Below are 435 nucleotides of genomic sequence, written 5' to 3'. Positions count from 1 at the left end.
ACATGACATTAAATACAAAAGGTCGTCTGAAAACGAACGGATCGAGTTTCGTCAAAACGAGATCGGTAAGTTCCTCTAAGCCATATCAATCAGGCATGACTTTAATTGAAGTTTTGGTCGCCATGTTTGTCCTCGCAATCGGCGTGCTCGCTTTGCTTGCCATTCAATTGCGTACCGTTTCCAGCGTGCGCGAAGCAGAAGGACAGACTATCGTATCGCAACTTACTCAAAATTTGGTGGAAGGGATGTTGATTAATCCGAGGCTTGTAGAATGCCCAACCCCTAAACAAGGAGCAACCAATAGCAGGAATGGTAGAGGGTGGTGTAAGAATTATAAGGATTATTACACCACATACGGTGATTCCTCTACTGAACCATTGAAAAAAGGGCCGTTGAAAGAGAGTATGAAAAAAGAAGAGTTGGCTAAAGCACAGC

Annotated in this window: 1 protein-coding gene; it reads left to right on the top strand. The window is 43.7% G+C overall.

The genetic code is table 11. The annotated features are described in order from the left end of the window. Nucleotides 1–95: 95 nt before the first annotated feature. Nucleotides 96–435, top strand: a 340-nt coding sequence (gene pilV / locus ACTHUR_RS21445; RefSeq protein WP_440400826.1) for a type IV pilus modification protein PilV, incomplete at its 3' end; no start/stop codon positions are given.

Source organism: Neisseria sp. P0021.S007, from assembly GCF_051956855.1.
This window is presented reverse-complemented; position numbering and strand designations above follow the sequence as displayed.